The following is a 25,290-nucleotide window of genomic DNA, read 5'->3' as shown; positions in this document are numbered from 1 at the left end:
GTCATGCTCATTCCTCTTTATGTTTTCCATCTCTTTGCATAGCTTCGAATTGCCATTTCAAATTCAAGACATCTCCTTGAAAATGGTTTTGATTTTCCCCGTTATCAAGAAAACTGAAACGAACGGTGAACTTCTGGGGTGTGCTTTGGGTAGGTAAGGAATCCAATATGGTTGTTGGCTCATTATTTAATTGGGAGAGTGACTTTTCGAATAGACTTTTCTTTTCCTCCTGATGAATGAGTTCCACGATTATATAATCAGCGAGGTCATCTCCTTCATTAGGCTCCCCATGATCTACAATCTCGTAAGAAGTAATTAACTGAATCTCTTTCATGTCGATAGAACCTTCATTCGTCAACTCAAAGTCACTTTGTATCGAGTCGCCGGGGATGAAATCAGAAAGTTGGATAATGCTTGAAGTATCAATTCCTAATTCCATTAATCCAATTTCAAAGGAATTGTTCGTATCTTTACTATCCGTAAAGTAAGCGCTCGTTCCTCCGACAATCAAACTCAATCCAACCATTGCAAAAAATATACTAGTCACTAATTCTTTTGTTTTCTTCACCCGAACCTCCTCCTATGATAGATGTTTTATGTAAAGAATAAATGTTGAACTATCTTTGAAAATTTGGCGGCCAAAGTTATATGTCGTTTTCCTTATCCTCTGGCCGCCGGTAGCCCGTTCTACTATTCTCTTAACAGTTTATTTCTTAATAGACCCCTACAGCATTATAGGCTTGTTTCACTGCTTGAACTGCAGCAGAGTCTGCACCGTATAGATCTGTTGCAGCCTGGATTGCAGCTTGTCTCATCATACTGAAATCAGAGTTGCGTGTCAGGTAGTTGGCGAGGGCACGGTAATAGATTTGTTCTGTTGCTTCACGTCCGACACCTTCCACCACTACACCGTAATGTTCGCCACCTTCTGAAACGAGGTATGCGGCTTTATTATTGATACTACTATTGATGTGAACCCCACCATTATCCAGTGGACCTTCATAACGTAAGCTCCAGTGATCTGGGTATGGTGCTGCCGTTCTTCTCTCTATCAAAACGGCTGGGTCTTCCAATGATCGCAATCCAATGGTACCGTCTGCCATAATATCTTCCCCAATGATCCAATCATCCCGATCAACCATCGCGCCGAAGATATCTGCAAAGGATTCATTAAGAGCTCCAGATTCGTTTCTGTAAATCAAGTTGGCTGTATGCTGAACTACACCGTGGGACATTTCATGTGCTGCAACGTCCAGTCCTGCAGCTAGATTATGGAAACGGACACCATCTCCATCACCATAAGACATATAAACGCCGTTCCATGATGCGTTCGCCCAATTCTCTCCTACGTGGACTCTTGAAAGTAATGGTTGTCCATTATCATCGACAGAATCCCGATTGAACGTACGTTTGAAGTAATCATAGGTTATTTGAGCGTTTGCATGGGCATCAACTGCCGCTCCGTCCGTAAACATCTTACTGACACTGGTGACTAGAGCATCGTTATGGTTATTATCGAAAGTCAGTACTCCTTGACCTCTTGTTTGGTCATGAAGGCCATATAATCCATCAAGTAATGATGCTTCGAATTTCCGCCTTTCACCAAACACTCCATTTCCGAATGCTGTCACGTTATGGGCAGCATTATAACTGTCTACTACTTTGCCATTTGTCGCATCAATAAAGTAATGCCAAAATCCAACTTGTGGTTCTGAAGTGGAAGCTGTGACAAGGTACGTATGGTAGAATTTGTCCTTATATTCATAGATATATTGCTCAGCTTTCACCTCGCCATCATAATTTTCGACAGTGCCAATTCGCTTTTCTAAAGCTGCTTTAGCTTTATCTATTGCAACTTTTTCAGAAATGATATTCTCGATTTCTATCATTTCTTTAGCTAGGTCTGGTATGACTGTACCGAAGTAGGAAGTGACATTATCATTCTCATCTAGAGTAATCGTCTGGCCTCCGTTGTACACTGGAATCCCTTCATAGACCTGCTCAAGCTTGAAGTGATGGGTACCTGTACTGTCATCAGCGATCTCGTCGACAATAATAAAGCTTTCTTCTGCTTCACTTTTATTCAATTTAAATTTAGCGCTGTTTTGTTTCAAAAATTCAATTGCAATCTCTTCTTTGCTCAATTTCTGAGGAGCACTCCAGTTATCGATGATGTAGGAAGGGGTTTCATGTACTTCGTTAATTTTGACTTCTTCCGCAGAGGCGGACCCGGTGGTGAAGAATGCTCCTAGACCAATAGATAAAGCTGCAATCGATGAATATACTTTAATTCTTGTATTCAATCTACTCATCCTCCAAATCATTTTAATTGTTTAGTTGATGGGTATATGATTCTAGCGTTCTTCACCATCTGTTTGAGTCGCCTGGAACGTCCAGACTAGTTCTAGACTATCTCCCTGGAAAATATTCTGGTCTTCATCATTATCAACAAACTCGAATTCTACCCAGAAATCATTCGTGGCTCCAGGTTCCAATCCGCCTTTCTGTCTCCATAACGGATCCCAAATGTCTCTTTGGACTACATCCGGGTCCATATTTTGAAGTTCACTTAGTGTGGTCTGGAAAATGGGTTCACTTTCTTTATCCCAGTTCCACAGGAAGTTAACGCGGATGTGATCACCAAAATCCTCTGAGCCGTTGTCTGAATTGACGTCAATAACATTGTAGGCGGTTTCAAGATTCACCGTGTCGATCTTCAAGCTACCGCTATTGGTGAGTACAAACTCACGCATGATGGAGTCACCTGGTTTAATATTATCGATATTGATTACTGTTTCTGGGTTTAGTGATAAATCTAATGTTCCTGCAGCGAATACGTTGTTCGTCACTACTTGGTCACTGAAATAAGCGAAGGTTCCACCTACCAGTAAAGAGGTTCCTAAAACAGCCGTAGCAATACTTGAACTGAGTTTTTTTCTGATTTTCATTTTTTCATCTCCTATTCCGATTTTTACTAGATTTAGAAGCTAAGGTTATATATGGGAACTAGAATGATAATACCCCCTTTCAAAGGTATAGGGTCAATGAATCTTCCTCATCACCTCCTAAGGATTTATCTATATATAGGCGTTCAAAGATGAGCTTCAAAGGATGGTGCCTAAGTTAACATGGTAAAGTTAATGAAAGGTGAACGCTTACGATGTGAGATTCAAATAGTAGGTTCATGAAGTATTCGTCAAATTTACTGAAATAATCACTAAATTTTTCGATATGTGAGTGGATGTGGGATTGGTGAATAGACTCATTTATGATTGCTTGTCTACCCATTTCATCTGTTTATTAAATACATCAGATTGATAAAGGTATTACCACGCAAAACATATTCTTTCAAATTTCTCAGCAGATGTCAGAATATAGGTAATAAGTCTGCAGTTGAGATATTTGTAAGTTTAATTCTAATTATTATAAATAATTATGTCGTATTCACTATAATATACAATCCAAAAAAATGGTAGAGGGTATTTTTGTTGGAAACGCACTAATATCGTCTATTATTGTCGAATATGTATAAAATAATAGAAGAAGAGTATAGTAGAATTGGTTTTCTCGGAGATATCGTATAGAAATGTAGAGTATAGTTATAATTTACAGAACCTTAGAAATATAGTAATATATGACTAATAACATATATCTTTATATGGTTAAGGAGGAACTATTTTGGTCAACGTACAGCAAACCGAGAAGTTAACTTCCCTTTATTCTGAAATCGAAGCGAATTTTGAAGAGATGAGAGACTGGAGAAGACATATGCATATGCACCCGGAGCTCTCCTTTGAAGAAGTGAAAACCGCCAAATATATCGAGGAGAAGTTACGGAGTTTTAACTTGGAAGTAAAAACAAATGTAGGTGGAAGAAATGGATTGATCGGGATTTTGAAAGGTGCAAACCCTGGAAAAACAATTGCATTACGGGCCGATTTTGATGCCCTTCCGATCGATGATGAGAAAGATGTGCCTTATAAATCGATGAACCCTGGTGTTATGCATGCTTGTGGTCATGATGGTCATACTGCTGCGTTACTTGGTACCGCGAAGGTGCTCAGCAACTATAAACAACATATTAACGGAACGGTGATTTTCATTTTCCAGCCAGCTGAGGAAAAGCCACCAGGCGGAGCGAAGTTTATGATTGAAGAAGGTATTCTGGATGAAGTTGATGCTGTGTTCGGTGCCCATCTCGGCTCAGAAATACCTTTAGGGAAAGTAGCGGTTGGCGCAGGTTATAAAATGGCGGCTGTGGATAAATTTGAAATCCGTATAAAGGGCAGAGGCGGCCATGGTGCAAGACCAAATGAAACGATTGATTCTATTATTGTCGGCACAAGCGTTGTCGAAGCGCTCCAAAAAATTGTGAGCCGTAATGTTGACCCGTTAAAATCTGCAGTTGTGACCGTCGGTGTCTTCCAAGCCGGCAATGCTTTTAATATTATTGCTGATTCTGCGAGAATCGAAGGAACAGTGCGGACGTTCGATGCAGCTGTTCGTGACCAAGTAGAAGAAAGAATGCGCTCGATTTTAGAAGGAATTACGAATGCATTTGGTGCAACGTTTGAGATTGACTATCTTCGTGGTTATCCGGCGCTCTATAATCATGAGACAGAAACGGAACTGGTAAGGAATGTTTTATCCCAGCCATTTAAAGAAGAAAACATTGTTGAATTCCAGCCAACCATGGGGGCGGAGGATTTTTCATACTTCCTGAATGAAAAATCAGGAACATACTTCCGTGTAGGTTCTCGAAACGAAGATGAAAAGACACACTTTCCGCACCACCATCCGAAGTTCGATTTTGACGAGCGGGCACTGATGAATATCAGCAAGTCTTTCGTTACGATCGTTTCACATTACCTCTTTGATTAACTGATTCATCAGAATAAGTTCATATATGTGTTCTAAAAGTGGGGCGAAAATATGTCCCACTTTTTTATGTGCAAACAAACAGAACCTTTATTCCTCCAGAGGATACAATATAGGGAGAGGAAGGTTGACTCTAAGTTTGTTTAAAAAGGGTTGATCACTTGGGGGGATATAAAATGTTTGAAGCTGGGCAAGGCGCAGCATACATGTCACAGGGTGAAAATATGGATAAGGTGAAGAAACTTAGTGTGGTAAATAATGAGGCTTATATGAATAAGATCGGAAGGCCTGGCGCTTTTGGAGCGATGGAAGACGCAAAGATGGTCGATGAAGGAGCTCTGACTAGCGTCCAATATTATAATAAATTGCAAGATGACGACGCAGAAGGAAAATGAATGGAGAACACCAACAAACAGACTATATCTGAATGTTGGTGTATTTGTTTAATCATTGATATAGAATATCCTAGTCTCCCGTATGGTATCACCAGCTTTGTTGGCTGCTTCAAACGTGACGACATGGAATTTCTCTTGGAGCTTTTCTTCGAGCTGTAGTGACAGCGTTGCAGTTTCTTCATCAAAAGAAGGTACATAAGGTATTCCATCCACTATGATTCTGATACTTTCCAAATCAAGCTCTGTATAATCTTCAATCTTAGCCTGTAGAACTGGTGTGGTAGTTTGGATGATTTCTCCCATTTCATATTCAGGTTCAATAACAGGTCCAGCGGTTTTCACCTCTTGATTAATATCCGCAATGGATTCCACTTCTTCGAGCAATCTTAAAATATTTCCACCTAGAATTTTTTCGATATCTTCTAGGCTATACCCCCGATGAGCGAGTTCATCCGTAATTAAAGGTAGATCTTCTGCGGATTGTAAATCCTCAGGCAACGGTGCGCCGTCGAAATCAGACCCAATCCCAACATGATCAATTCCCATGATATCTACCGCATAATCAATATGATCGACAATGTCTGAAACGTAACCAGTTGAGTTATTTGTTAAAAAGGCTGGGAAAAATACGATACTGAGTACACCGCCATTTTCTTTTAATGCGAGCATCTCATCATCTGTCAAATTCCGCTGATGCTGTTTTAATCCATAGACGCCAGAGTGTGATGCAATAATTGGAGCTTCACTGACTTGGATTACATCCCAAAATGTTTCCCGGGACATATGGGAGACATCAACCACCATTCCTAGTCGGTTCATTTCTTTGACGACTTCCGCACCTAAATCAGTCAATCCGCCATTGGAAGGTGTTTTTGCCGGATCACCATAAACGCGATCAGCTCCTTCACCAAGTGCATTGGAATAATTCCAGTTGAATCCAATTGCTTTTACACCAAGGTCATTGTATTGGTGAAGCAATTCTATCGCATTATGCTCTTCCAGTGAATAAGCACCTTCGATGGTAGGGACTGCTGCGAGTTTTCCTTCACCCACAGTTTGTTTTATTTCAGCACTGTTTTGAGCAATTTTAAACGTATCTGGATTGTTACGCTCTGTCCAATAGAGTGCATTCAATAAAGCGAGTGTTCTACTAATGGAACGAGCATTATTATCATAAAAACCAGAAGTGTATGCTGCGAAAAATGCTACATGAAGTCCACCAGCTTTTGCCTTTGGGATATCCAGGTGAAAATCTGTTTCTTCACCAATGTCTATCTTAGGCAACCAAGTAGATTCATCAATGGCGAGCATCATCGTGTCGTTATGAGTATCGACAACAGTCGGCTCGTAGAATAAATAATCGACCGCTTTTGTATGGATAAGTTGTACATGGCTAAAACCTGGAAATGCTAGAAATAAAGCGAATGACAGTAAGTATGCAAACCGTTCCATGATATCCTCCTAAATACACTATCTTATTCTATTAGTCTAGCATAATTTGTTCTCAGATGACGGATATTAGGGGCTGGTCGACAAATGAATTCTTCACGGTCTGTCCTTGATCTGAAGTGCATATAGATAGAAGGAAGAATTTCAAGGGGAATCCAAAGGAGGGATTGAATGGGGAAGAAGCTTTGGTTATTTGGTCTGTTGATGTTAGCCCTATTGATTTTTGTTGCTTGTAGCGATAAGGATAGCGAAGGTGATGCAGAAGATACCAACCCTGGAAAAGCTGAGACAGGTGATGAAAATGACAGGACTCTCACGATTGCCATTGGAGCGGATATGGTGACATTTGATGTGCATGATCATATCAATACATCTACAGAGGCCATTCATGTGAATATGTTCAATTATTTAGTGAAGCGCGATAATGAGACTGGTGAGATCGTTCCTGATTTGGCCGAGTCTTTCGAGAACATCGATGACTATACATGGGAGTTCAAATTGAAAGAAGGAGTCACTTTCCATAATGGTGACGAGTTGACATCAGCTGATGTGAAGTACTCTCTTGAGCGGGTCGCTTACGGGGAAGAATTACGGGATTACACGAATTATAACCAGATTAAAGAAGTGGAGATCATTGATGATTATACATTCAGGATTATCACCCATGAACCAGAGCCTGTCTTGCTTAATCGGATTTCCCGTATTGCATCTGGTATCTTACCATCCAAATATATTGAGGAAAATGGATTTGACCACTTTTTAGAGAATCCTATCGGAACGGGTCCGTTTCAGTTCGTGGAATGGGTGAGGGACGACCGGATTGTATTTGAAGTATATGACGATTACTTTGGCGGAAAAAATCCGGATTGGGATAAATTAGTTTTCCGGATTATTCCTGAAAACTCCACAAGAGTCTCTGAACTGTTGACAGGTGGAGTCGATATCGCGGTGAACGTTCCACCTGCTGACTGGGAGCGAGTTGAAAATCATGAAGGCACGTATTTAGCTCAGGAAACATCGAATCGGACATTAATGATTTTCTTACGATCTACAGAAGGTTACCCTACTTCCGATCAACGTGTCCGTGAAGCACTGGACCTTGCCATAGATAACGGAGCGATAGTGGAAAGTTTACTTGGGGGAGCCGGCGTACCGACGATTACTAGAGTAGCACCTGGAAACTTTGGATTTGCGGAACATTTATATGATACGTACAACTATGACCCAGAGCGGGCAAAAGAGTTACTTGAAGAAGCTGGCTATCCAGATGGTTTTGAAATGACTTTCCATTCTCCGCGGGGCCGTTATTTGCAAGATGCTGAGATTGCAGAAATGGTCGCTGGAATGTGGGCCCAGATTGGCGTGACGGCAAACATTGAATTTATGGAATGGAGTAACTTCGTAGAGCTCCGAAATGCGAAAGAAAATAAAGACGCTTACTTACTTGGTCTAGGAAATTCCATGTTCGATGCAGCGAATGCGCTTGATTATTATAGTGCGACACGATTTGAGGGAGAAACGGATTACCGGAATGATGAATTGGAAGAACTGTTGGCTGCAGCAATGTCCAACATGGACCCGAAGGAAAGAAGTGAACAGTATGTACGCGCCCAGGAGATCATCGCCGAAGATGTTGCACACATTGTATTGCACCAGGAGTCGATTAATATTGGAGTAAGTGAAAGAATCAACTATACTCCGACAATGGACGAAATGATTTATGTGGAGACGATTACAAAGAAATAATCCGAAGTGGGTTTCCCGAAAATGAAAATCCATTTGGGGAACCTCACTTTTTCCCATTCGTAAAGGGGGATAAGCTTATGAATTACTTTATCAAAAGAGTTCTGGAAATCATCCCAGTATTATTTATTATTTCATTCATCGTCTTCGTCCTCGTGTTTGTAGCAGGTGACCCGGTTGCATTGTTGCTGCCGGAAGATGCACCAGAAGAGGCCGTAGAAACACTGCGAACGTCCTTAGGATTGGATGACCCCTTTTATGTGCAGTACGGCAGGTATGTTGTCAACATGCTGCAGGGAGATTTCGGAGATTCATTCCGATACGGCCAAGATGCGATGTCACTTGTGTTGGAGCGGCTCCCCGCCACGTTGGAACTTGCGATTGCCTCGATTTTGGTTGCGATTATGATTGCGATACCTTTGGGAATCTGGTCTTCTACAAAAAAGAACTCATCCATTGATTTAGTCGCTACTGGAGCGGCGGTCCTCGGAAAAGCGATGCCGAATTTTTGGCTCGGTATCATGCTGATTTTATTATTTTCCGTAACACTTGATATGCTTCCTGTCTCGGGAAGGGGAAGTTTTTCTCATTTGATATTGCCGGCGATTACTCTAGGTACTGGGATTGCTGCTGAAATGACGAGATTGATCCGTTCGAGCATGCTGGAGACTTTAAGTCAGGATTATATCCGTACTGCGAAAAGTAAAGGCTTAAGAACCGGGATTGTCGTCTATAAACATGCATTTCGTAATACGCTTGTTCCTGTCGTTACCATTATTGCCTTGCAAACATCAACGCTTATCGGTGGAACGTTAATTACAGAAACGGTCTTTGCCTGGCCGGGGATTGGCCAATTACTTATCCAGGCGGTGAATACCCGTGATATGGCAATCGTTCAGGCATGTGTGATGGTCATTGCTTTCTTTGTCATCGTCATGAATTTAATTGCTGATTTGCTCTACCAAGTCTTAGACCCTCGGATCAGATATAAGTAGGAGGTGGGTAACATGCCGGATTCGCTGCCGATGCAAAATAATCTTGTGAAAAACTCAAAATGGAAACGTTGGCTGAAACTTCTGTTACGCAGCAAAACGGGAACGGTTGGGTTATTGATTGTACTTACCATTGTGTTCGTTGCCATATTTGCTCCATGGCTTGCACCGTATGAACATAGTGTCATCGATCCGTTAAATACCCATAAACCTCCATTCTGGATGGAGGGGGGAGATATGGCAAATGTTCTCGGAACGGATAATTTAGGGCGGGATATATTAAGCCGGATTATCTATGGTTCACAAGTTTCTTTGTTAGTCGGCATTTCATCTGTTGTTTTAGCCGGGGTCATCGGTGTTTTGGTCGGTTTGTTTGCGGGATATTTTGGTGGATTCCTTGATGCCTTTTTCATGAGGCTTGCCGATTCATTTTTAGCGATCCCGAATATTCTATTGGCCTTAGTGATGCTTGGTGTATTTGGCCCGGGATTGATGACTTTAATTCTGGTTCTCGGTGTCACGAATTGGGTGCAATATGCTCGGATTATTCGTGGGGAAGTGTTGTCTATTAAAGAGCGGGACTTCGTGAGGGCAGCGAAAACCATCGGTGTTAAAAATCGTAATATTATTTTTTCACATCTTTATCCGAATGTCATATCCTCTTTTATTGTCGTCGCGACTTTAAGTGTTGCAAGCACGATTATTCTTGAGTCGTCGTTAAGCTTCTTAGGGTTAGGCATTCAGCCGCCACAAGTATCCTGGGGAACGATATTGAGCGATGGCCGTGATTACTTGGCGACAAGCTGGTGGTTAGCGACATTTCCTGGGCTTGCCATCACGATTGCTGTATTAGGAATCATTTTCTTAGGAGATTGGCTACGGGATGTGATGGATCCGCGCTCGGTGAAGTAAAGGGGGAGAGGCAATGAACGATATACTGCTAGAAGTGAAACAATTAAAAACATATTTTTTTACAGAAGATGGTATTGTACCGGCAGTTGATGATGTCTCTTTTAACATTCATAAAGGTGAAACCGTAGCAATTGTAGGAGAATCTGGTTCAGGGAAAAGTGTTACCTCTCTTTCCATCATGCGATTGATCGAGGAACCAGGAAAAATTGTCGGTGGTGAAATAAACTTTGAAGGCATAAATTTAAATAAAGTTCCAAGGATGAAAATGAGGGAAATTCGGGGTAATAGAATAGCAATGGTGTTTCAAGAACCGCTAACCTCTTTAAATCCAGTGTTTACGGTCGGGAATCAACTGGCGGAATCGATTAAGCTTCATCAAAAGAAAAGTAAAAAAGAAGCAAGGGAAATAGGTATCGAGATGCTGCGAAAAGTGGGAATAGCAAGGCCGGATAAAGTTTACGATCAGTACCCGCATGCATTAAGCGGAGGAATGAGACAACGGGTTATGATTGCGATGGCTTTGTCATGCAGCCCGAAGCTGTTGATTGCCGACGAACCGACGACGGCACTTGATGTAACGATCCAGGCACAAATCTTAAGATTAATGAGGGATTTAATAAAAGAATTGGATACGTCGATTCTATTAATCACACATGATCTTGGAGTTGTTGCCGAAATGGCGGATACCGTAGTCGTGATGTATGGTGGGCAAGTTGTGGAGAAGGCGGATGTGTTCACATTATTTAAAGAACCGAAGCATCCGTATACGAAAGGATTGATGGATAGTTCACCTAAAATACATGAATGGAACGAAGAACTAGTATCTATACCAGGTACAGTCCCTAGTCCATTCGAATTTCCGATAGGGTGTAAGTTTGCTGACCGGTGCCCGCATGTGATGAATAAATGTAAGGAAGAAATTCCTTCCTTGATAGAAATCCGTAAAGGGCAGGAAGTCAGGTGCTGGCTACACAGTGAGAAGGTGGTGGACTTGGAATGAGCCAATTGCTTGAAGTAAAAGGGTTGAAGAAATCTTTTGATGTTACTAGGGGGTTGATCAAAAGGAAAAAGCAGTATTTACATGCCGTCAATGATGTCAGCTTTTCCGTACAAAAAGGAGAGGTGTTAGGTATTGTCGGTGAATCGGGCTGTGGAAAATCTACACTTGGAAATTTAATTATCCAACTGCTTGAGCCGACAGAGGGTGAGATCATATTTGATGGTGTGGATTTACGCAAGCTACCCCCAGAACAATTGCGGAAAAAACGTGAAGATATTCAAATGGTTTTCCAAGATCCTTTCTCCTCGTTAAACCCTAGGAAACGTGTCTTTGATATAATCGCTGAGCCATTAAAGACCCATGGTTCATATAATAAAGTAGAACTTGAACATGAAGTACTCCAATTAATGGATGTAGTAGGTTTGAATCGTTCCTATCTGAACCGCTACCCTCATGAATTCAGTGGGGGACAGAGGCAGCGAATAGGAATTGCTCGGGCAATCGCGCTCAAACCAAAATTGATCATCTGTGACGAGCCGGTTTCGGCCCTCGATGTATCGATTCAGTCACAAATCTTAAATTTACTTAAAAAACTACAAAAGGAGCTGCAGCTGACGTATATTTTCATCGCCCATGGGCTGCCAGCGGTAAAACATGTTAGCGATCGGATCGCTGTAATGTACTTGGGCAAAATCGTTGAACTTACAACGAAAGAAAATTTATTTACAAATCCGATGCATCCCTATACGGAAGGACTATTGTCAGCCATCCCGATTCCAGACCCGACAGCGAGGAAAGATGAGCGGAGATTGTTAGAAGGTGATATACCAAATCCAGTGAATCCACCAACCGGTTGCGCATTCCACACCCGTTGTCCTTATAAAACGGAACTTTGCGAGCGAGTGGAGCCTGAGTTTACGGAGAAACGAGACGGGCATTTTACAGCATGCCATCATCCACTCAAGGAGGGAAAGGGAATTATATCTCAACATGAAAAATACTAAAAGAAGGAAAGTGGAGACAATTAGTACGTATGACATATTACCTTATCTGACTGCAAATAAGGAAAGGATAAAGGAGGAGTTATTGGAATTGGTTAGAGCGGAGTCGCCTAGCCATGATAAAGATTTGTTGTTTCATTGTGAGCAAACGATCAAACGAATTTTTACAACACATTTTGGGGATTTGTTTGAATTAGAACAGTTCCCGATGGAGCACACCGGAAATCATTTCAAATATGAGATACCTGCTCAACCTGGACCGCGTATATTATTTTTATCCCATTATGATACGGTTTGGGATAAAGGGGTATTACCAATCAAGGAAAAGCAGGGAAGGATATATGGGCCAGGAATTTTTGATATGAAAGCTGGTCTGCTTTGCTCCATCTGGTCTGTGAAAGCTTTATTGCAAACAAAAGGAAGTCTTCCTTTTTCGCCGGTATTTTTATTCACTGGTGATGAAGAAATTGGGAGTTCCACTTCTAAAGAGATTATCGAACGAGTGGCTCGTACATGTGATGCAGTGTTTGTAATGGAACCACCGACTGCACGGAGTTACTCACTTAAAATAGAAAGAAAAGGCGTTGGAGAATATAAAATTAAAACAACTGGAATCAGTGCCCATGCGGGAAATCATCATAAAGATGGTGCAAGTGCCATCCTGGAAATGTCCAAAATCATTCAACAATTGGAAGGGCTCACGGATTATAAAAAAGGTACAACTGTCAATGTTGGAAAAATCAACGGTGGATCGGTAAGTAATGTCATTCCGGAATTGGCGGAGATTGAAGTCGATTTTCGGGTGAGGAATATGGAAGAAGCAAGGCGAGTCCAATATTCTATTGAATCATTAACGGTGAGCAACCCAGAGGTTGATATTTTCATAGAAGGTGGATTGAATCGACCGCCACTGGAAAGGACAGAAGAGAATATTTCCTTATTTGAAGTCGCAAAAGCAGCGGGCAGAAGGTTGGGAATGGAAGTAAAGGCTGCAAGCGTGGGGGGAGGAAGTGATGGGAATTTCACATCAGCCATCGGTATACCGACATTGGATGGGTTAGGTATACCTGGAGGCGGACCTCATGCAAGATCAGAGCATGTGAAGTTCGACCTGTTTCCTGAGAAGTGTGCACTTGTAGCGGAAACGCTGATTCAATTAACAACAAAAGGGTGGAATCTACATCCAGGTACAACCTCTGTTAAATGAGCAAATTCTACCATGTAAAACTAGTGACCGGCCTGTTTGTGGAGGCATTACCTCAACAAATAGGCCGGTTGTTTTGTGTTTTTTTCCTTATTATCAAACCATCTTAGTCCCAGATTTTAAGTCCTGCTTCAAGAGCAACTTCTTTCACAGACTTGCTCTCCCGTGTGGAATCAATTTCTTTAGCTGTTTAGGAGACTGAATGAAATCCGGTTAGGGTAGTGTTTATTGAAATAGACAAATCAAGGTAGATTTTTTGTGTTCAGCGTTCCTTATTGACTTGCCAGACCCAAAAATTTCAATGCTGCTCCAACAATAGTTATAATGGAAATGTACATAAAACATGATGATTTTTGTTATATAAACGGATATAGAATCCTGCCTTGAATGGGGTAAAAATTAATGATGAAATATGACTTACCTGGAAAAGTAAAAGAACAATTGGAATTAAAAAGGAGAACGGATCCTGGTTCATTTGAATATTTGATCCGACCAGGTGGATACGTTCCACCTCATATGGATTTGCTTGCTGATGCAATTATCGCTTTAAGCATGGGGAAAAATATTTTATTAAAAGGTCCTACGGGAGCTGGGAAAACGAAATTCGCAGAAACACTGTCCCATTTATTCAGACAGCCGATGTTCAGCGTGAATTGCTCGGTCGATCTTGATGCGGAAAGTTTGATGGGGTTCAAGACACTTGCTTACGAAGGGGATAAGCAGGTGATTGACTTTGTGCCTGGTCCAGTAACGAATGCAATGAAAGATGGCAGTTTCTTATATATTGATGAGATTAATATGGCAAAACCAGAAACCTTGCCGTTGATCAACGGTGTTCTGGATTATCGTCGTACGATAACGAACCCGTTTACGAATGAAATCATTACAGCGAATGAAGGATTCGGTGTTATTGCCGCCATTAACGTAGGCTATATTGGTACGGTGCCATTGAATGAAGCGTTGAAAAACCGCTTCATCGTCATTGAAGTCCCTTATATCGAAGGGGAACAGCTCAAAAAATTAATTCAGGATACGACCAGTTTGACTGATGAAAGGACAATCGATTTATTTGTACGGTTATCCGGTGATTTGATAACAGCTGTCGAACAGGGAAAATTGCCGGAGGAAGCAGCATCGATTCGGGCATTACTTGATGCTTGTGACTTAAGTGGGTTCATACAACCAAAACGGGCAATCCTGAGGGCTATCGTTGATAAACTCGAGGAAGAGAGAGAACGAGAATTTGTGAAAAACCTAGCTGAAACATTATTTTAAAAAGGAGCATGTACTATGTATCGTTTTCATGATTCTCGAGTACGAACCGACTTTTTCATGCAACTGCAGGATTTAACGACTGTTTTAGCTGGTAATGCTGAATTGAAATTTGAATTTAGTTTCGGCGCGAGTATTGATGTCATCAATCGGAAATTGACTGCAAGCAGGTTTTGGGAAAAGCTCGACGAGGAAACCAAAGAGGCAGGGCTGAAAAGTGATGTCTATTTACGAGCGTTGGGAACAATGAAACATTCCGATGTGCCGACAATGCAGTCATATATGAAAATCATGCAGGAATCAAGACTGCAGAAGTTTTCCAGTCAGCTTTTCGCTTTGTTGGAGGATTTACGCTTGGAAGAAATCGTGAAAAGAGAGCGTCCAGGGACGACTGCTGTTTTTCAAGTGAGGAAAACGTATTTTCAGCATTTCTTCACTCAACAGCTTGCCTCGAATGTTATCCGCAGCCGTGCATTGGACGAACTTTTTTGTTTGATATATCTTTTACTCCTGTCCGATCGGCCGGATCCGGATTTTTCCCGTTCGAATGAACGTGCGCGAAAGAATCTTGAACAGCTAAAACCAATGTTATATTCAGTTTACGAGGCAAAAAGCACAAAAGATATTACAAGAGTTTGCGAACAAATTTCTTTTCATTTGGAATCATTATACGATGCAGATTCCATTAATGAATATTTTATTTTTCCAGTCGGTGAACTATATGCTTATGAAAAGAACACATTATTTGATGAACTGACTCGGACTGATGAGCTTGTAAATGATGATGTGGACGAAGTAGATAAAGAAGAAAGTGAGTACTTCGATGAAACATTCTCCACTTGGCATCGGGAAAATAAAAATGAAAATCGAAAGCAGAATTTCTTGCAGTTTGAACTGGAGCAGGGAACGAAGACAAGTATGCTCGGCGGTGGAGTTCGTGAAACAGAAGATGCGGACCAAGCCCTCGCCAGTATTCAAGGGTCTTCAGGTGAGAGCAAACAACAGGATTATTCGAAAATGGAAGCATTAGAGCAGTCCGGCATGAATGACCAGAAAAGTGGAAGCGACTATGCGTATGGTGAAGAAAATACAGACGCAGTGAAAATAATCAAGGAAGCAGAGAAGCCTACGCTTAGTGAGGAAGAGTTGTATCGTGACTATGTTGCTGAAATTGAACGATATCAACGTTTGCTCGCCAATACGATAAAGAAGACCTTGGAGCATAAGAAAACAAATCCAAGAAAAGATCTTTTGGTCGGCCGTTTATCGAAAAAGCTGCTTTCCGTTGTGCTCGATGAAAACCCGCGGATCTTTTACAAAAAGAATGAGGAGTCCAATGAATTTGATGCGGTTTTTACACTGCTTGTAGACTGTTCAGCTTCCATGGTCGGAAAGATGGAAGAGACGAGGAAGGGCATTGTTCTATTCCATGAAGTGTTGAAGCAATTGAATATACCACATGCGATTATAGGCTTTTGGGAGGATGCCAATGAGGTGAAGGAAGGTTATCAGCCGAACTATTTTCACATCATACATTCCCATAATGATTCTCTTTATGAAAATAACGGTGCAAAAATCCTTCAATTGGAGCCCGAAGAAGATAATCGTGACGGCTTCAGTATTCGAGTCGCAACTGAGGAACTCAGGAAGAGGCGGGAGAAAAATAAGTTTCTACTCGTGTTCTCGGATGGTGAGCCGGCAGCGGCAGGATATGATCAGAACGGTATTGTCGATACACACTTGGCTGTCTCGGAAGCACGTAAAAATGGAATTGATGTCATCGGCATGTTTTTAGCTGAAGGTGAAATTGGTGAAAAAGAAGAATTCACGATGCAAAATATATATGGTAAAGAGCGGATTATGGTACCAACTGTTGCTGAACTTCCAGAACACTTTACCCCGCTATTGAAGAAGCTTTTGCTTAAGACGATCTAAAAAAGTTATGGATAATAGATTCAGGGTGCTCGATGGCACCCTAAGTTATTTTTTATTTCCCCAAGTTGCGGAAATGCTATTTATTTTGGTGACTGAACATGGATTACTTTCCCGAAGCAACGGAGGTGTCCTTCATTCGGACGAATAACCGTGGTTTACTTTCCCGAAGAAGTAGATATACCTTTCATCAGTGAAGATAACCGTGGTTTACTTTCCCAAAGAAGTAGATATATATTTCATTCGGGAAAATAACCGTAGTTTGCTTTCTCAAAGAAGTAGATATAAATTTTATTCGGGAAAATAACCGTGGTTTGCTTTCCCGAAGCAGCAGATATATTCTTTATTCGGGAAAATAATCTCGTTTTATTTTCCCAAAACAACAGAAGTATCATTTGTTCGGAAAGTTACTATTGTGTTTCAGTAAATAATTATTTTTTCCTGATTACAACCTATCAAATATAATATTTTCCAAGAATTGTAACTCTTTATGCTATAATAAAAATAGAATGAATATTATAGAAAGTAGCGATAACTCTTGGCGAAACAATCACATATCACTTCGCAGACACAAAATAAGACAATGTATAGCATATTATTCATCATCGGTTTGACTCATTTATTGAATGACTCATTGCAAGCAGTCGTTCCGGCTATGTTTCCGATACTGGAACGTTCCCTCGGGTTGACTTTCACCCAGCTTGGCTTGATTACGTTTACTTTGAATATGGTTGCTTCAGTGATGCAACCTGTCGTTGGAATGTATACGGATCGTCGTCCCTTCGCTTATGCACTGCCCATTGGATTATTATCGAGTATGTTTGGAATGCTTGGTCTTGCCTTTGCACCGAATCTGCCTACGATCCTCATCAGTGTCGTCTTAATTGGTTTAGGTTCCGCTGTATTCCATCCGGAAGGTTCACGAATTGCATATCTTGCTGCCGGTAATAAACGAGGACTGGCCCAGTCAATTTATCAAGTCGGTGGGAATAGTGGTCAGGCTCTCGCTCCGGTCATAACTGCTCTTGTGCTCGTTCCAATGGGGCAATTTGGTGCGATTTGGTTTGTTGCAGTAGCGTTTATCGCTGTGCTGTTTTTGACATATATATCAAGATGGTATGCACAGCAAATTCATATTTTTAAACAGAATAATAAAAAGAAGAAACAAACTGCAAAAACAAAGGTGAAGCTACCAAAATTGATTCGGAACTCTGTCATTGTACTCATATTTGTGGTCTTTGCCCGTTCGTTGTATCATAGTGCAATTTCCAATTATTACGCTTTTTATGCGATACAAGAGTATGGAGCCAGTATTGCCGAATCACAAATTTTCATTTTTGTGTTCCTTGTAACTGGGGCGGTTGGAACGTTTGTAGGTGGGCCACTTGCGGATCGATTTGGAAAAAGAGTCATCATAATGCTTTCGTTACTTGCTCCAGCACCACTTACCATCCTATTGCCTTATGTAGGTCCATATGTGGCTATGATTTTAGTTGGTGTGATAGGGATACTTATTTTATCCAGTTTCTCCGTTGCAGTTGTATACGCACAGGAGATGGTTCCAGGTAAAATCGGTACGATGTCTGGCTTGATCGTTGGACTCGCCTTTGGAATGGGAGCAGTAGGATCCGTATTTTTCGGAAGCCTTATTGATTCCATTGGTTTAACCCAAACCATGGTTATCGTATCCTTTTTACCACTGCTCGGATTACTCACCTTCCTGTTGCCATCTGATGATAAAATAAGAGAAATCAACCGTAAATTGGGTGGATCTACCCTTGATTGATGTACTGGGACAGAGAGACTGTGCCAGTGACTAGGAGGAGCATGTTGAGAAAGAGATATATCATATTAACAGTCATCGTCTTATTCATTTTAATGATTCTTTTATTTTTTCGTTTCGGTGGAGAATTATTAGTGAAGGAAGATAATATAGAAGAAATAGAAGAAGCAGTTTTGGTGCTTCTCATGGGCAGTGTCGGTGACCGTGCACTTGGAGCGTACGAACTTTACGAAAATGGAAATATCGATCAAATCTTATTAGTCGAATCTCATATAGAAGGTGAGGAGTTATTAGGAGAACGGGACATTGCCATTCCAGGAGACGCAGACTTAAGTAAGCATATTTTAACTGAATTAGGTGCACCACAAGAGGATATAACGATCTTACCCGGGCATGCCGAAAGCACGAAGGACGAGGCTGTGACAGTGAAAGAGTACCTGAAGGACAATCCCGATATAAATACGGTTATTCTAACTACATCTAAATTTCACTCCTATCGTGCAAACCTTATTTTTAATAAAGCTTTAAAAGATCAGGATGTTGCCATTTACTCCTCGCCTACGCCTTATGATCCTTTTGAAGCAAAAGGCTGGTATCAAGATCGGGAAGATATTCAACGAGTGATAACGGAATATATAAAGCTTGCACACTATTTACTTCTTGAGCAATTCCAATTGTAATAACTCTATGGAGGAATGATTCTATGAAGAAATTAGGTATGGTAGGTGGCTTGGGGCCAGAGTCGACAGTGGAATATTATCAATCAATTATTACTCAGTATCAGGAAAAGATGGGGAGTAAAGAAGTTCTCCCAGAACTCTTCATTAACAGCATTAATATGTATCGAGTGTTCGAGTTTATTTCAAAGGATGACTTACAAGGATTAGCAAATTATCTCGTCGAAGCAATTGAAACTTTAGAGAAGGTAGGGGCTGACTTTGCAGTTATTTCCGCCAACACACCCCATATTGTATTTGATGAAGTAAACCAAAGAGTGAGTATCCCGGTGTATAGTATTGTAGAAGAAACTGTAAGAGAAGCGGAAAAACAAGGGCTCAAAAAAGTCGGTTTAATTGGAACAAAATTTACGATGGAGAATGACTTTTTCAAAAAGCCGTTTGAAGACCGGGGCAAAGAAGTTGTCGTACCTACAGAAAAAGAACAACAATATATTCACGAAAAAATTGTAGCTGAACTGGAAAATGGAATTGTAAACGAAGAAACAAAGGAACATTACTTAGCAATTATTGAAGATATGGTGAAACGGGACGGTATTGATGGAGTCATTCTCGGATGCACCGAGTTGCCAATGATTATAAAAGAAGATGATTTGGAATTACCGCAATTGAACACAACACAAATACACATTGATCGGATTATCGAATTAATGTTTTCATGATTCATTGCGTCATTGTGATACGAAATAGTATATAGAGAAGCGAGGGGAAGATTGCCCCTCGCTATTTTTGTTATTTTTAAGTCAAATTTCCCCATTCTTCTACAAAAACATGTATAATCATATCGTGCGTTCTATTGTTATAAGATTATCTATTCAACAAAGTTTCGCAATATTCAACATTGTTGAGTAATTGGAGGGCGTTACAAACATTTAAAGAAGAGGTAAGAGATAAGGGGATATCGGATAGACTATAAACAGCCATGTAAGTACTATATTTAAAGTCTGTGATCCAATGATCACAACTTGTATAGTTTAGCATAATTAGTGAACAGAAAAAAGTTACAAATCAAAACATGGACACCCCGATTTCTCGAATAGAAGGAGGTAGAAAAAATGACAGAAAAACAACATAACAATGAAATGACATATGTCGAAGTCATTGGTGATACAGTTTATGGTAAGCATTTGATTGCAACAATTTCCATCAGTATCGCTTTTAGTCTCATTGGCTTTTTTATCGGGAAACAAATATTCCCGAAAATTGCTCCAGAACAAATGGTACAATCTTATTCTTTATTGCTCGGGATTGCTGGAAGCTTAATCGCCTTGCTTACTAACACATTCCTTTTTAAGCCGAAGCGGACACTGAATGAAACACCAAGCACGAGTGAGGAGATAAGTGAAGTGTATAGACAGCTTCAATTGGATATCGAAGAAGAACGACAGTCCATTAAAGATGATCCAGTAATCGCTCAAGAAATGAAGGAACAAGGTATTTATGACATGTTTATGAATGAACAGGAGGACAAGCGCTGATGGATGTGTTATTCATTGCAATAATCCTCGCGGTTGTCGCGGGAGTTATTTTTACATTGATTGGACTTATTTCAGGGTCTGATGAGACTGCAGTAATGGTACCAGCAACATTGATAGTGATCTTGCTTGGTGCTCCACCAGAAGCAGTGTTTGCATTTTTTATGTCGGCAGTTCTAGCCAAGCATTTAACTCATGCCATTCCGACTGCATTGATGGGTGTGCCAGGTGATACGACAGCTGCTCCAATGCTGGAACATGCAAACTTTATGCGTCGGATCGGGCTCCCACATATTGCTTTGCGGAAAATGATTTCAGGCGGGATCATCGGTGCGTTTATTGCCTTGCCGATTGCCTTGTTGTTTGCTGTATTCCTCAGCCAATTCGGAACATTTTTCCAAGAAAATGCAGGGATTATCTTTACGGCAGCAGCAGTTTTAATTGGTTATTTCTCAAAGGGACGTTGGGTGAGCATTTTGCTTATTGTGCCGCTTGCTTTAGTTATTCAAGGATTGAACTTAGCAAGTATGACGATTCTGGACAAGAATCTCACCATCAGTTTCTTTCTAGGGATAGCAATTGGACCGATGTTGACAGATATTTTACTCGCGACGTCGAATAGTGCACGTCCATTAATTCAACAGAAAAAAATGAATGAGTACAAGCTCGCACCAGAGCAGAAATCATGGGCAGGATATTTTCCAAACCCGTTTAAAGTGTTGACGAAAAAACAAACAGCTGCGGTTGGTGGCACGTCATTTATATCTTCTTTAACATTTGCACTCAGTCCGGTTGGGATGACATCCCTTATGGGTGAGCTTGTAGGGACAAGGACGAAAGGTCAATATAAAAAAGCTACGACGAGTCTTTCTACAATGAATGGAGTCACCGAATCGACATACGTTGCAGAAACAATCATTCCATTGATTGCTTTTGGTATTCCGCTGAGTCCGGTGGCAATTGGACCGGCACTTGCTCTATTTAACGCTCCACCGGTATATACGACGGAACCGGTTCATAACTTACATACGTTGTTGGAACCGATGGACTTCCTCATCTATGGGTTGATTGGGATGGTCATTGCTTCAGTCATCGCCTATCCGTTTTCCATGAACTTTGCAAGGAAGGCGACCGTGTTTGTTTTGAAACGAATCAACCAAGAAGCCATCATCGCCATGTTTATTGGAATCGTTTGTCTCCTTTCATTTTATGAAGGAGGTATCGTTGGGATTTTTGTCACCTTTGCGATGTCAATGGTAGGTGGGATGCTTAACCGTTTCCTAGGAGTTGGAGTTGGCGTCCAGTTTATGATTTATTATGGTTCAAGTTGGATCATTTCTACCTTACTTGGCTTATAAACAAGAGGTGGTACCGATTATCGGTGCCGCCTTTTTTATTTCTCTAGGAAAAACTTTTTTGAACCAGGTTCAATTTTTCAGAGAACGGGGTATAGATTCTGAAATAGAAGTGAAAGCACCCAAACAGGTGAGGGGGACATAAACGGTATGTATGAATTTCAAGTATTGGATTCGAGACAACAATTCCTCTCTCCTTTTTTGCTGAAGGAAGGTAAGATTGAATCGTTGGTTGAGCGATTATTAATGGAGGATTATCTGTTTTTCGACTTGGAAAACGACGACTATCAAGATAGGTTCTATGGAAATACAAAACTTTCTCATCGCGCGATGGAGAACTATTTTATGCCTTATATCGAATCGATTTTGTTCCCGAAATCTTTGGAAGCCTTCGACAGTGTCCGGAGATTTTCAAAAGCGGTAGATCAAAAGTGTACATTGAAGTCGGCTGATTTTGAAGTTGACTTTATCATTGATTCTATGGATGTTTATATTTTTCCGTATCATATCGGGTTAGTGAATTTACGGGTCCGTATACCTGGTAATCTCACTAATAATGAAGTGTATACGTTCTCTGAGAAATTTCGAAATCTGGTGCCAAGGGATGAACATAATAAGGAGATAAGCATTCAATGCGATGAAAATACACATGATCATGCGAAAGATTTTATTTTCAATAATTTGCTGAAGCCTTTTAAAAGGTATATGGAAAATCATACACCTGATTTTCCAACCTACTATGGCAGTTTACCGTTCTATATGGACGAGCGGATGTTTGTTGTCAGTTATATCCAGAGTGACCCTGAACATGAAATCTCAAAAACAGACTTATACCGTGCTGGTGAGTTGAATGGTTATAACCAGGATGGGGAGGAGTATATCGGAGCAACAAATGAAGATTACGTGAAGCGTTATTATAAAAGTTATGTTTATGACCGTTGGGCAAGCAATACGTTTTATGTGGCAACAGATTCTCATTTTGTCTGTATTACAAAAGAACAGGGGAATTTAGCTGAGCGAAAGTTGAGGGAAATGTATGGCGACTATTTTTATACTTTACTCATGCTTTGGTATTATCGGCTCATGCTGTTGAAATTGAATCATGAACATTCGCAGATTGAAATTGAAAAAGACCATTCCAAAGTGAACCTATTGACGATAATGATTAGTGATTTTTCCGCAAAATATTATTTTCCAGAGTTGAGCAGTAATACATCTGGTCGTGAAATCGCGAACTTATTGCGTAATGCATTTAATATTGAAAGGCTCTATAGTGAAGTGGATGCGACATTATCCAGATTGTTCAAGAAGCAAGAAAAGTTAGAAGGAAATCAGATCAATGCACTGCTTCAGATTCTTACCATCTATACGGTGATTTCCGGAATTTATGGAATGAACCTCGTAATTGATGATTTAAGTGGGAATATTAACTGGAGTAAGTTCATGGAATTCTCCTTCTTTGAATGGATTGTCGTGTTCGTTACGATAACAGGGATTGTCCTTTCTTTCATCATGGGATACTACTTCTTAAAGCGTTGGGTTCTAGAGAGGCGCAGTAAAAAACGTAAAATGTATTAAAAGGGAAGTGACTTCATTAGAACATATTTCTGGTGAAGTCACTTTTCGTTTGCTCTTCTGTTTGAATGTAAGATATTGGAGGGGTACAATAGAAGCATCTCAGGAAATAGGGTGTTTAACTGATGAAGGCCTTGGCAAAGTGGGGATTGAGTTTATCCATTACGTTGTATGGATTATTGCATTTCATTACTTATTTCTATCAGAATGAGTCATTATTATTTTTCCTATCTATTAGTGGAATCAGTATGATTATTTTTGCTGTCATCATATTGTCTGTAAAAAGAATGAAAATGCCGATTGTACTCGTATCCATTGGTATAATTATCTTAATGTATTCGGACACATCCCTAGGTAATGGGATTATGTCTGGTTTTCTCCAAATGCGGAACATGATCGGTCTTTTGATCCTTGTTCCATTAATCAGCTGGGTCTTACGGGAAGAGCCATATATGGAAGCAATCGTTTCGTTAGGGAATAAGTTCTTGAACACGAGCAGAAGGTTTTATCTCGGTACGATTTCCTTCGTTCAAGTCATCGCTTATTTCCTTCTATTTGGCTCGATACAGATGGTGTATCATTTTATCAATGAAATTCTTAAAGACGAGAAAGGTGAAGCATGGGAAAACTTTAAAGGCACCGCGTTGCTTCGTGGTTTTGCATTATCTACTTTGTGGGTCGTAAGCATCCCGAGCTTTGTTTTCGTTGTGGAAATCATGGATGCCTCGCTCTATTTGTCCATCTTGCAAGGGTTCGGCATGGCGGTTGTCGGTGTGTTGATCGCTCTTTTTTTCTCTCGTTTGGAGGAGAAGAAATACGGGGTTGATTTAACGGCAGGCGTGCAAAGTGAATTTGCTGAAGTGTTGGATGCAAATCATGGGCAGGTAAGAGTGAAGCGGGATTTTCAGGAATTTTGTTTGCTCTTCCTATCATTGTTTGGAACGATATTCATTTTACAGGCATTCATTGAAATGGACTTGCTCATCCTGATTCCTCTTGTCGTCGCGGGATGGATTGTCCTGTATTACTTATATAAGAAGCGGCCTCAAAAACTTGCAAGACAGTTGAAATCACATATTAAAAATGACATCTTTCATGAAACGTATCAATTTTGTATGATGCTTGGGTCTGGAATGCTGATTTACGCTTTAAATCAAACTTCTTTTGCCAAGAACGTTGTGGAAGGGATTTATAGTTTACAATCTGCTGTGCCATTTTTGAATCTGTTATATTTTTTGCCGTTTATCGTAGTCATTTTAGGGTTTTGTGGATTGGGTCCACTTACGGTTATGGTTCTAGTGGGTGGGATTCTAAGTGGATTGGATCTTCCGTATCCTCCGGAAGTCATTGTCTTAGCAGTAACATCCGGTAGTGCCATCTCCATCCTCTTGTCGCCGCTGATTATGCCTATAATTACGTTGAGCAGTGTAAATGGGTTAAGTGGATTTAAAAATGGGATCGGCTTCAATTGGAAATATGCCCTCATCCTTTATATCGTCGTTCAGGTTTATGTTCAATTGATGGCCGCATAAACTTGGGTTAGCTGCTTTAGTCCATTCTGATGTATTTTTGATATACTAATTTTTG

Annotated in this window: 21 protein-coding genes; 17 read left to right on the top strand and 4 right to left on the bottom strand. The window is 40.6% G+C overall.

The features are described 5' to 3' along the window. Positions 1–7: 7 nt before the first annotated feature. The 3 genes from ACFSBH_RS17975 to ACFSBH_RS17965 all read right to left on the bottom strand — a co-directional run bounded on the left by ACFSBH_RS17975 (position 8) and on the right by ACFSBH_RS17965 (position 2,948). Positions 8–568 (bottom strand): TasA family protein, encoded by a 561-nt coding sequence (locus ACFSBH_RS17975; protein WP_251515070.1) that lies wholly within the window; start codon positions 566–568, stop codon positions 8–10. A gap of 145 nt (positions 569–713) precedes the next feature. After that, the gene (locus tag ACFSBH_RS17970) at positions 714–2,312 is read right to left on the bottom strand and encodes a M4 family metallopeptidase (protein WP_379598931.1); all 1,599 of its coding nucleotides are present in this window, start codon (positions 2,310–2,312) and stop codon (positions 714–716) included. A gap of 42 nt (positions 2,313–2,354) precedes the next feature. Further along, positions 2,355–2,948 carry a CalY family protein gene (locus ACFSBH_RS17965; protein WP_251515076.1) on the bottom strand — a complete coding sequence of 198 codons (594 nt, stop codon included), beginning with the start codon at positions 2,946–2,948 and terminating at the stop codon, positions 2,355–2,357. A gap of 799 nt (positions 2,949–3,747) precedes the next feature. On the opposite strand from ACFSBH_RS17965, the gene ACFSBH_RS17960 reads away from it, so the two are divergent. Both ACFSBH_RS17960 and ACFSBH_RS17955 read left to right on the top strand, forming a co-directional pair. After that, positions 3,748–4,881, top strand: a complete 1,134-nt coding sequence (locus tag ACFSBH_RS17960) for a M20 metallopeptidase family protein (RefSeq protein WP_251515194.1) — start codon at positions 3,748–3,750, stop codon at positions 4,879–4,881. A 173-nt stretch (positions 4,882–5,054) separates the two neighbouring features. Then, positions 5,055–5,273 carry a hypothetical protein gene (locus ACFSBH_RS17955; RefSeq protein WP_251515079.1) on the top strand — a complete coding sequence of 73 codons (219 nt, stop codon included), beginning with the start codon at positions 5,055–5,057 and terminating at the stop codon, positions 5,271–5,273. Between the two features lie 48 nt (positions 5,274–5,321). Here ACFSBH_RS17955 and ACFSBH_RS17950 read toward each other — a convergent pair whose 3' ends face one another. After that, positions 5,322–6,725 carry a dipeptidase gene (locus ACFSBH_RS17950; protein ID WP_251515082.1) on the bottom strand — a complete coding sequence of 468 codons (1,404 nt, stop codon included), beginning with the start codon at positions 6,723–6,725 and terminating at the stop codon, positions 5,322–5,324. Positions 6,726–6,893: 168 nt separating this feature from the next. On the opposite strand from ACFSBH_RS17950, the gene ACFSBH_RS17945 reads away from it, so the two are divergent. The 15 genes from ACFSBH_RS17945 to ACFSBH_RS17875 all read left to right on the top strand — a co-directional run bounded on the left by ACFSBH_RS17945 (position 6,894) and on the right by ACFSBH_RS17875 (position 25,235). Then, positions 6,894–8,468: an ABC transporter substrate-binding protein gene (locus ACFSBH_RS17945; RefSeq protein WP_251515085.1), complete on the top strand. Its 1,575-nt coding sequence runs from the start codon at positions 6,894–6,896 to the stop codon at positions 8,466–8,468. A 77-nt stretch (positions 8,469–8,545) separates the two neighbouring features. Then, the gene (locus tag ACFSBH_RS17940) at positions 8,546–9,460 is read left to right on the top strand and encodes an ABC transporter permease (protein ID WP_251515089.1); all 915 of its coding nucleotides are present in this window, start codon (positions 8,546–8,548) and stop codon (positions 9,458–9,460) included. A 12-nt stretch (positions 9,461–9,472) separates the two neighbouring features. Then, positions 9,473–10,369, top strand: coding sequence for an ABC transporter permease (locus ACFSBH_RS17935; RefSeq protein WP_251515092.1), 897 nt, complete (start codon positions 9,473–9,475; stop codon positions 10,367–10,369). A gap of 13 nt (positions 10,370–10,382) precedes the next feature. Then, positions 10,383–11,369, top strand: a complete 987-nt coding sequence (locus ACFSBH_RS17930; RefSeq protein WP_251515095.1) for an ABC transporter ATP-binding protein — start codon at positions 10,383–10,385, stop codon at positions 11,367–11,369. Then, positions 11,366–12,373 carry an ABC transporter ATP-binding protein gene (locus ACFSBH_RS17925; protein WP_251515098.1) on the top strand — a complete coding sequence of 336 codons (1,008 nt, stop codon included), beginning with the start codon at positions 11,366–11,368 and terminating at the stop codon, positions 12,371–12,373. The genes ACFSBH_RS17930 and ACFSBH_RS17925 overlap by 4 nt, the downstream gene beginning before the upstream one ends. Next, positions 12,360–13,577: a M20 family metallopeptidase gene (locus tag ACFSBH_RS17920; protein ID WP_251515100.1), complete on the top strand. Its 1,218-nt coding sequence runs from the start codon at positions 12,360–12,362 to the stop codon at positions 13,575–13,577. The genes ACFSBH_RS17925 and ACFSBH_RS17920 overlap by 14 nt, the downstream gene beginning before the upstream one ends. Before the next feature lie 399 nt (positions 13,578–13,976). Continuing rightward, positions 13,977–14,849 (top strand): ATP-binding protein, encoded by an 873-nt coding sequence (locus ACFSBH_RS17915; protein ID WP_251515103.1) that lies wholly within the window; start codon positions 13,977–13,979, stop codon positions 14,847–14,849. Between the two features lie 15 nt (positions 14,850–14,864). Then, a complete protein-coding gene (locus ACFSBH_RS17910) occupies positions 14,865–16,781 on the top strand; it encodes a vWA domain-containing protein (RefSeq protein ID WP_379598926.1) in 1,917 nt (638 codons plus the stop codon). Between the two features lie 580 nt (positions 16,782–17,361). Further along, positions 17,362–18,564: an MFS transporter gene (locus ACFSBH_RS17905; protein WP_379598937.1), complete on the top strand. Its 1,203-nt coding sequence runs from the start codon at positions 17,362–17,364 to the stop codon at positions 18,562–18,564. A gap of 44 nt (positions 18,565–18,608) precedes the next feature. After that, a complete protein-coding gene (locus tag ACFSBH_RS17900) occupies positions 18,609–19,241 on the top strand; it encodes a YdcF family protein (protein ID WP_251515110.1) in 633 nt (210 codons plus the stop codon). A gap of 23 nt (positions 19,242–19,264) precedes the next feature. After that, the gene (locus ACFSBH_RS17895; protein WP_251515113.1) at positions 19,265–19,960 is read left to right on the top strand and encodes an aspartate/glutamate racemase family protein; all 696 of its coding nucleotides are present in this window, start codon (positions 19,265–19,267) and stop codon (positions 19,958–19,960) included. A 393-nt stretch (positions 19,961–20,353) separates the two neighbouring features. Next, positions 20,354–20,776 carry a hypothetical protein gene (locus ACFSBH_RS17890; RefSeq protein ID WP_251515116.1) on the top strand — a complete coding sequence of 141 codons (423 nt, stop codon included), beginning with the start codon at positions 20,354–20,356 and terminating at the stop codon, positions 20,774–20,776. Beyond that, positions 20,776–22,131: a tripartite tricarboxylate transporter permease gene (locus tag ACFSBH_RS17885; RefSeq protein ID WP_251515119.1), complete on the top strand. Its 1,356-nt coding sequence runs from the start codon at positions 20,776–20,778 to the stop codon at positions 22,129–22,131. Before ACFSBH_RS17890 ends, ACFSBH_RS17885 begins: the two co-directional genes overlap by 1 nt. Positions 22,132–22,278: 147 nt before the next feature. Next, positions 22,279–23,706 carry a hypothetical protein gene (locus tag ACFSBH_RS17880; protein WP_251515123.1) on the top strand — a complete coding sequence of 476 codons (1,428 nt, stop codon included), beginning with the start codon at positions 22,279–22,281 and terminating at the stop codon, positions 23,704–23,706. Between the two features lie 122 nt (positions 23,707–23,828). After that, positions 23,829–25,235, top strand: a complete 1,407-nt coding sequence (locus ACFSBH_RS17875) for a hypothetical protein (RefSeq protein WP_251515126.1) — start codon at positions 23,829–23,831, stop codon at positions 25,233–25,235. Positions 25,236–25,290: the final 55 nt, after the last annotated feature.

It is taken from the genome of Oceanobacillus luteolus, assembly GCF_042678205.1.
In the GTDB taxonomy this organism is placed as follows: Bacteria; Bacillota; Bacilli; order Bacillales; family Amphibacillaceae; genus Oceanobacillus; species Oceanobacillus luteolus.
Note: the sequence above shows the minus strand (reverse complement) of the source record. Positions and strands in the feature narration are given on the sequence as shown.